Consider the following 7,522-nt stretch of genomic DNA (forward strand, 5'->3'; position numbering starts at 1 on the left):
GGTAGGGGCGGCGGGGGCGAGGAAAAGCCGGGCCGCGCGCCGGCGGTCAGTCGCGCGCCGCCGCGATCTCCCCGAGCTGAACAGGGCGCCGCTCCAGTCGGGAGACCTCGCACGCCTCGGCGATCCGGAGCGAATGAAGCGCCTCGCGGCCGTCACACGGATTGGCCCGCTCCCCCCGGACCACCTCCACGAACGCCGCCACCTCCGCCTCGTACGCGAGCGCGAACCGCTCCAGAAACCCGGTCCATGGCTTGTCGGCCGGCGGCGGCCCGGACGGCTCGGTGGACGCGATCGGCGTCCGGTCGTCCAGCCCGACCACGATCGTGTCCAGCTCCCCGGCGAGCTCCATACGCACGTCGTACCCCGCCCCGTTCTGCCGCGCGGCCGTCGCCGTCGCCAGCGTCCCGTCCTCCAGCGTGAGCACCGCGACGGCCGTGTCGACGTCCCCCGCCTCACGGAACATCGCCGGCCCGGCATCGGACCCGGTCGCATACACCTCGGCGACCTCCTGCCCGGTCATCCAGCGCAGGACGTCGAAGTCGTGCACCAGGGTGTCCCGGTAGATCCCCCCGGACAGCGGCAGATACGCGGCCGGCGGCGGCTCCTGATCGGCGGTCATGGCCCGCACCGTGTGCAGCCGCCCGAGCCGACCGGACCGCAGGGCGTCCCGCGCGTGCGTGTACCCCTCGTCGAAGCGGCGCTGGAAGCCCATCTGGAGCACGGTCCCCGCCGCGTCCACCTCGGACAGCGCGTTCAATGTGCCTTGCAGGTCTAACGCGATGGGTTTCTCGCAGAAGACGGGGAGGCCGGAGCGTGCTGCCCGACCGATCAGTTCGGCGTGGGCCGAGGTCGCCGCCGTGATGACCACGGCGTCCACCCCCCAGGTGAAGATCTCGTCGACGCCGGGCGCCGCCGTTTCCCCGAGGCGGTCCGCGAGCTCCTGGGCCCGAGCGGCGTCGACGTCCGTGATGATGAGCGAGCCGACATCGCGGTGGCGGCTGAGCGTGGTCGCGTGGAACGTACCGATGCGACCCGCACCTATGAGTCCGATGCGCATGGGAACAAAATTGAGGTCGAACACAGCTTCGTGTCAATGGTTTGTCCGGACAATCGAACTACACAACTTCCCGTCAACAAGAGCCGGGGCTACGCTCGGGCCGTGCCGAAACCAGAAGTGGACCCGACCGTGTCGCTCCAGCTCAGCGTCGACCGCAGCAGCCCGGTCCCGCTGTACTTCCAGCTGTCCCAGCAGCTGGAGGCCGCGATCGAGCACGGAACCCTGACCCCGGGCAGCCTGCTGGGCAACGAGATCGAGCTCGCCGGCCGTCTCGGCCTGTCCCGGCCGACCGTCCGCCAGGCCATCCAGTCCCTCGTCGACAAGGGCCTTCTGGTGCGCCGCCGCGGTGTCGGCACCCAGGTCGTGCACAGCCAGGTCAAACGCCCGCTGGAGCTCAGCAGCCTGTACGACGACCTGGAGGCCGCCGGACAGCGCCCCGCCACCCAGGTGCTCGCCAACGCCTTCGTCCCCGCCTCCGCCGAGGTCGCGGCCTCGCTCGGCGTGGGGGAGGGCAGCGAGGTGCACCGCGTCGAGCGGCTGCGACTGGCCCACGGCGAGCCGATGGCGTACCTCTGCAACTTCCTGCCCACCGGACTGCTCGACCTGCAGAGCGGCCAACTCGAGGCGACCGGCCTCTACCGGCTGATGCGCGCCGCCGGCATCACCCTCCACAGCGCCCGCCAGACCATCGGCGCCCGCGCGGCCACCGCCATCGAGGGCGAACGCCTGGGCGAGCCGGAGGGCGCCCCCCTGCTCACCATGCAGCGCACGACGTTCGACGACACGGGCAGAGCAGTCGAATACGGCACCCACACGTACCGCGCGTCCCGCTACTCGTTCGAGTTCCAGCTGCTAGTACGCTCGTAACAAAGCCGAGGGCCCATGCTGGGCGAGGGCGCGACCACGGCTCTTAGGGGCGCGGGGAACTGCGCGACCAGCCACAACAAACCTGCACCCGAAAACGAACCCCACCTCAAACGGCGCCCCCCGCAGCACCAAGCGGCAGCGTTACGGCAGAATCGGCCCGATGAGCACCTACCGCGACTTCACCCACCGCGGCTCCGCGCGGGCCACCGTCCTGCGGACCGTGGGAACGCGCGAGCGCCGTTCCCACCTGACCGCCCCGCGCGTACCCACGGTCGGCATCGACATCGGCGGTACGAAGGTGATGGCCGGCGTCGTCGACGCCGACGGCAACATCCTGGAGAGGCTCCGCACGGAGACCCCGGACAAGTCCAAGAGCCCGAAGGTCGTCGAGGACACCATCGTCGAGCTCGTGCTGGACCTCTCCGACCGGCACGACGTGCACGCGGTCGGCATCGGCGCGGCCGGCTGGGTCGACGCCGACCGCAACCGTGTGCTGTTCGCACCTCACCTGTCCTGGCGCAACGAGCCGCTGCGCGACCGCCTCGCCGGACGCCTCGCCGTGCCCGTCCTGGTCGACAACGACGCCAACTCCGCCGCCTGGGCCGAGTGGCGCTTCGGCGCCGGCCGCGGCGAGGACCACCTCGTCATGATCACGCTCGGCACCGGCATCGGCGGCGCCATCCTGGAGGACGGTCAGGTCAAGCGCGGCAAGTACGGCGTCGCGGGCGAGTTCGGCCATATGCAGGTCGTGCCCGGCGGCCACCGCTGCCCGTGCGGCAACCGCGGCTGCTGGGAGCAGTACAGCTCGGGCAACGCGCTGGTCCGCGAGGCCAAGGAGCTGGCCGCCGCCGACTCCCCGGTGGCGTACGGGATCATCGAGCACGTCAAGGGCAACATCTCCGAGATCAGCGGCCCGATGATCACCGAGCTGGCCCGCGAGGGCGACGCGATGTGCATCGAGCTGCTCCAGGACATCGGCCAGTGGCTCGGCGTCGGCATCGCCAACCTCGCGGCGGCCCTCGACCCGTCGTGCTTCGTGATCGGCGGCGGTGTCTCGGCCGCCGACGACCTGCTCATCGTCCCCGCGCGGGACGCCTTCCGCCGCCATCTCACCGGCCGCGGCTACCGGCCCGAGGCCCGGATCGCGCGGGCCCAGCTCGGCCCCGAGGCCGGCATGGTCGGCGCCGCGGACCTCGCCCGGCTCGTCGCCCGCCGCTTCCGCCGCGCCAACCGCCGCCGGGTGGAGCGGTACGAGCGCTACGCACGGTACGCCGAGGCCCGCCGCCCGACCCAGGACTCCGCATGACCGCTTCCGTGCCCCACCAGGGGGCCTCCCCCGACGAGCCCCGGCCGCCGGAGGACAGGCGCCATGTGATCCGCCGCCGCGCGCTGACCCTGTTGATCATCGTGCTGCTCATCGGTGTGCCCGCGGGCTACCTGGTGATCTCCGCCGCCCAGAGCCGCGACAGCGGCAAGGACAAGGAGAAGAAGTACTCGGCGACCGGCCTGACCGCGGGCTGGCCCTCCCGTGTCCAGCGCCGCGTCTACCAGGTGCCCATCCAGCCGTACTCGGACCACGTGGCGTACTACGAGACGAACAACTGGAAGACCAGCCGCCTCTACGTCCAGTTCCGCACCAGCAACGAGGGCCTGAAGCGGTTCATCGCCCAGGTCGGCGCCGACACCGACGACCTCGAACGGGGCGAGATCGCCATCAACTCCCGCGACCGGCGGATCGTCGGCTGGGAGCTCACCGGGCCGGGCCCGTGGCTCGGGTTCGTCCGCGAGCGGAAGAACCCGACACCGACGCTGGACATCGTCGTGAACCGCTCGAACCCCCGGCACCCCATGGTGTACGTCGTCTCGCGGACCACTCCCTGAACCGGTCCCATGGAGCCCAGGTCGGACGCCGACGCCGATTGTCAGACCCCGCCCGTAGAGTCGGAGACGTCTGATCCGACTGACGGGCGGGAGGTGACCGGGCGTATGCGGGACGGGGCTGTGGCGACGGCCGAGGGGGCGGTCACGCCCGGAGCCGACGACGCGCCGGACGCGCGGGTCGTCTCCGCACGGCTCGCGGCCGTTTTCCTGCCCGCGCCGCTACCGCGCCAGGGTCGGGTGGCCTTCTGGGACCCGGAGGGCGAGCCGGTGCCTTCCTCCGCCGGGGACTCGGGCGGGGGCGCTGGTTCCGAGCCGTCCGCCCCTGACGCCGAGCTCACCGTCGTACGACCGCACGGCGCCGGAGTCCGCAGGGCCACCGTGCCCGCCGTGACCCTCCCGGTCGGCGAGGCCCTGCCGCTGCTCGCCCGGGCCCGCCGCGATCCCGCCGCGCATCCCGCCACGGCCTGCTGGGGCGCCGCGACGCTGCACGCCCTGCGGCTCGTCGGGCGGGGGCGGCTGCTGCCGGGGCTCACGGCCCAGGGACACGACGCGTGGCGGGCGGGACCGCTCGACCCGGACGACATCGCGCACCTGAGAGCGGTGGCGGCGGCCCTGCCGTACGAGGGCCACGCCGTCCCGCTCCCCGGGAAGGGCCCCCTGCGCCTGCCGGAGCCGGAGGCGCTGATGCGGTCCTTCCTCGACGCGGTCGCCGACACGCTGCCCCGTACCCCGGCCGCGCCGTACACCTCGGGCAGGCCGTTCGCGGCGGCCGGTCCGCAGCGGCTGCCCGGGGCGCGGGACTGGGCGGCGGAGGTCGCCGCGGGCATGGACGCGGGCGTGCGGATCTCATTGCGGCTCGACCTGTCGGCGTACGACCTCTTCGACGACGGCGAGGGCGCACGGCGGGCCGGTGCGGCCGTCGTCCAGGTGCACAGCCTCGCCGACCCCACCCTCGTCGTCGACGCGGTTGCCCTGTGGTCGGGGGACGCGGATGCGGCCTTCGGTCCCCGCGCGCGTGTGGACGCCGCCCTCGCCGTTCGCCGGGCGGCCCGCGTCTGGCCGCCCCTGGAGCGGCTCTCCGAGCAGGACGTGCCGGACGTCCTCGCCCTCTCCGAGGAGGAGCTGTCCGACCTGCTGGGCGTCGCGGCCACCCGGCTCGGCGCGGCCGGCGTCGCCGTGCACTGGCCGCGGGACCTGGCGCAGGACCTGAGTGCGGCGGCCGTGGTCCGGCCCGCGCCGGGCTCGGCCACGGACGGCACGGGCTTCTTCGAGAGTGAGGAACTACTGCAGTTCCGCTGGCAGTTGGCACTCGGCGGCGATCCGCTCACCGAGGCCGAGATGGACGCCCTGGCCGAGGCCCACCGTCCGGTCGTCCGGCTGCGGGACCAGTGGGTCCTCGTCGACCCGGCCCTCGTCCGCAAGGCCCGCAAGCGCGAACTCGGCCTGCTGGACCCGGTCGACGCACTCTCCGCAGCCCTCACCGGCAGCGCGGAGGTCGACGGGGAGACGGTGGAGGCGGTACCGGTGGGTGCGTTGGCCGTGCTGCGGGACCGGCTCACGGCCGGCGTGGGGACCGTGGAGCCTCCCACTGGACTGGCCGCCCGCCTGCGCGACTACCAACTCCGGGGCCTGGCCTGGCTCGACCTCATGACGAACCTCGGTCTGGGCGGCTGTCTCGCCGACGACATGGGTCTCGGCAAGACGATCACGGTCATCGCGCTGCACCTGCGCCGTGCCCGCCGCGAGCCGACCCTCGTCGTCTGCCCCGCGTCCCTGCTGGGCAACTGGCAGCGGGAGATCACCCGTTTCGCACCCGGCGTCCCGGTCCGCCGCTACCACGGCCCGGACCGCACCCTGGACGACCTGGACGGCGGTTTCGTCCTCACCACCTACGGCACGATGCGGTCGGCGGCGGCCACGCTGGCCGAGCAGCCGTGGGGGATGGTGGTCGCCGACGAGGCCCAGCACGTCAAGAACCCCTACTCGGCGACCGCGAAAGCGCTGCGGACCATCCCGACGCCCGCACGCGTGGCCCTCACGGGCACCCCCGTCGAGAACAACCTCTCGGAGCTCTGGGCCCTGCTCGACTGGACGACACCCGGCCTGCTGGGCCCCCTCAAGTCCTTCCGCGCCCGCCACGCACGCGCCGTGGAGAACGGCGAGGACGAGGAGGCGATCGAGCGCCTCGCCCGCCTGGTCCGCCCCTTCCTCCTGCGCCGCAAGAAGTCCGACCCGGGCATCGTCCCCGAACTCCCGCCGAAGACGGAGACGGACCACCCGGTGCCGCTGACCCGCGAACAGGCCGCGCTGTACGAGGCGGTCGTGCGCGAGTCGATGCTCGCGATCGAGACGGCGGACGGCATCGCGCGCCGGGGCCTGGTTCTGAAACTCCTGGGTGCGCTCAAACAGATCTGCGACCACCCGGCGCTGTACCTGAAGGAGGAGACCCAGGGGCAGCCCCACGGGACCGATCGCCTGCCGGCCCGTTCCGGCAAACTCGCCCTGCTGGACGAGCTCCTGGACACCCTCCTGTCGGAGGACGGCTCGGCGCTGGTGTTCACCCAGTACGTGGGCATGGCCCGCCTGATCACCGCGCACCTCGCCACGCGCGCGATCCCCGTGGAGCTCCTGCACGGAGGCACCCCGGTCAAGGACCGCGAGCGGATGGTGGACCGCTTCCAGAGCGGAGCCACTCCCGTCCTGGTCCTCTCGCTCAAGGCGGCGGGCACGGGCCTGAACCTCACCCGGGCGGGCCACGTGATCCACTTCGACCGCTGGTGGAACCCGGCCGTCGAGGAGCAGGCCACCGACCGCGCCTACCGCATCGGCCAGACCCAGCCCGTCCAGGTCCACCGCCTCATCACCGAGGGCACCGTCGAGGACCGCATCGCCGAGATGCTGGAGTCCAAACGGGCCCTCGCCGACGCCGTCCTCGGCTCCGGCGAGTCGGCTCTGACCGAGCTGACGGACCGCGAGCTGTCCGACCTGGTGTCTCTGCGGAGGACGTCATGAACGAATCCCAGGGCTCACGGCCGGCCGATGCCGCTCGCCGGGCGCTGCGGGCCGCCCGCGAACGGGATGCGCCCGAACGGGACGAGCGCGAGGCCGAGCCGCCCACGGAGCGGGAGGCGCGGCCGGGCGACGCGGCGAGGGAGGCGCTGCGGCGGGCCGTACGCGCGGAGCGGGCGCACGGGGAGGCGGAGGGCTCCGGAGCACCACGGGCCACAGGCGTCACCGCGGAGCCGGACACCGCCTCGCCGCACGCTGCCGCGCCGCACGCTGCCGCGCCGGACACCTCCTCGCCGGACACGGCTCCGGCCACGCGCCCCGGCGACATCGCCCGCGAGGCGTTGCGTGCGGCCCGGCGGGGGCGCTCGGACACCAAGGACGAGGAGGCCAAGCCCTCGCGCCGCACCTCCCGCCCCGCGTCGCCGCGTACCGGAGCGAGGCGGAACCCCGACAGCCAGGAACGAGGCGGTCGTGTCCGGGAGTTGCGGGAAGTGCTCGCGGCCGCCTTCGAACCGCCCACCGCCGACGAGCCGCCCACCGCCGACGAGCCGGATCAGGCAGCGGACAGGCACCCCGACGCGCCACCGGCACCACACGATGAACCACGGCGCGACCCCGACGAACCGGGGCGCCACGGTGAACTACCGCAGCACCACGACGAACCACCGCAGCACCACGAAGTACCCCCACCACACCGCGACCTACCCC

The 7,522-nt window shown here is 73.2% G+C and carries 5 protein-coding genes and 1 pseudogene; 5 read left to right on the forward strand and 1 reads right to left on the reverse strand.

Annotation, left to right across the window (positions count from 1 at the left end):
- Positions 1 to 46: 46 nt before the first annotated feature.
- Positions 47 to 1,057, reverse strand: coding sequence for a Gfo/Idh/MocA family protein (locus tag FNH08_RS39360; protein WP_152776324.1), 1,011 nt, complete (start codon positions 1,055 to 1,057; stop codon positions 47 to 49).
- A 129-nt stretch (positions 1,058 to 1,186) separates the two neighbouring features.
- Between FNH08_RS39360 and FNH08_RS39365 the strand changes: the two genes are divergently transcribed.
- From FNH08_RS39365 to FNH08_RS39385, 5 genes and pseudogenes are all read left to right on the forward strand, one after another.
- On the forward strand, positions 1,187 to 1,924 hold the full coding sequence (locus FNH08_RS39365; RefSeq protein WP_322726207.1) for a GntR family transcriptional regulator: 738 nt from the start codon (positions 1,187 to 1,189) through the stop codon (positions 1,922 to 1,924).
- 160 nt (positions 1,925 to 2,084) lie between these two features.
- The gene (locus FNH08_RS39370) at positions 2,085 to 3,230 is read left to right on the forward strand and encodes an ROK family glucokinase (protein ID WP_152776326.1); all 1,146 of its coding nucleotides are present in this window, start codon (positions 2,085 to 2,087) and stop codon (positions 3,228 to 3,230) included.
- Positions 3,227 to 3,805 (forward strand): sugar kinase, encoded by a 579-nt coding sequence (locus FNH08_RS39375; RefSeq protein ID WP_152776327.1) that lies wholly within the window; start codon positions 3,227 to 3,229, stop codon positions 3,803 to 3,805. Before FNH08_RS39370 ends, FNH08_RS39375 begins: the two co-directional genes overlap by 4 nt.
- Before the next feature lie 105 nt (positions 3,806 to 3,910).
- A complete protein-coding gene (locus tag FNH08_RS39380; protein WP_152776328.1) occupies positions 3,911 to 6,817 on the forward strand; it encodes a DEAD/DEAH box helicase in 2,907 nt (968 codons plus the stop codon).
- Positions 6,814 to 7,522: pseudogene (locus FNH08_RS39385) on the forward strand (hypothetical protein); the annotation flags it as partial. The gene FNH08_RS39380 and the pseudogene FNH08_RS39385, both read left to right, overlap by 4 nt.

It is taken from the genome of Streptomyces spongiae, from assembly GCF_009377185.1.
GTDB lineage: Bacteria > Actinomycetota > Actinomycetes > Streptomycetales > Streptomycetaceae > Streptomyces > Streptomyces spongiae.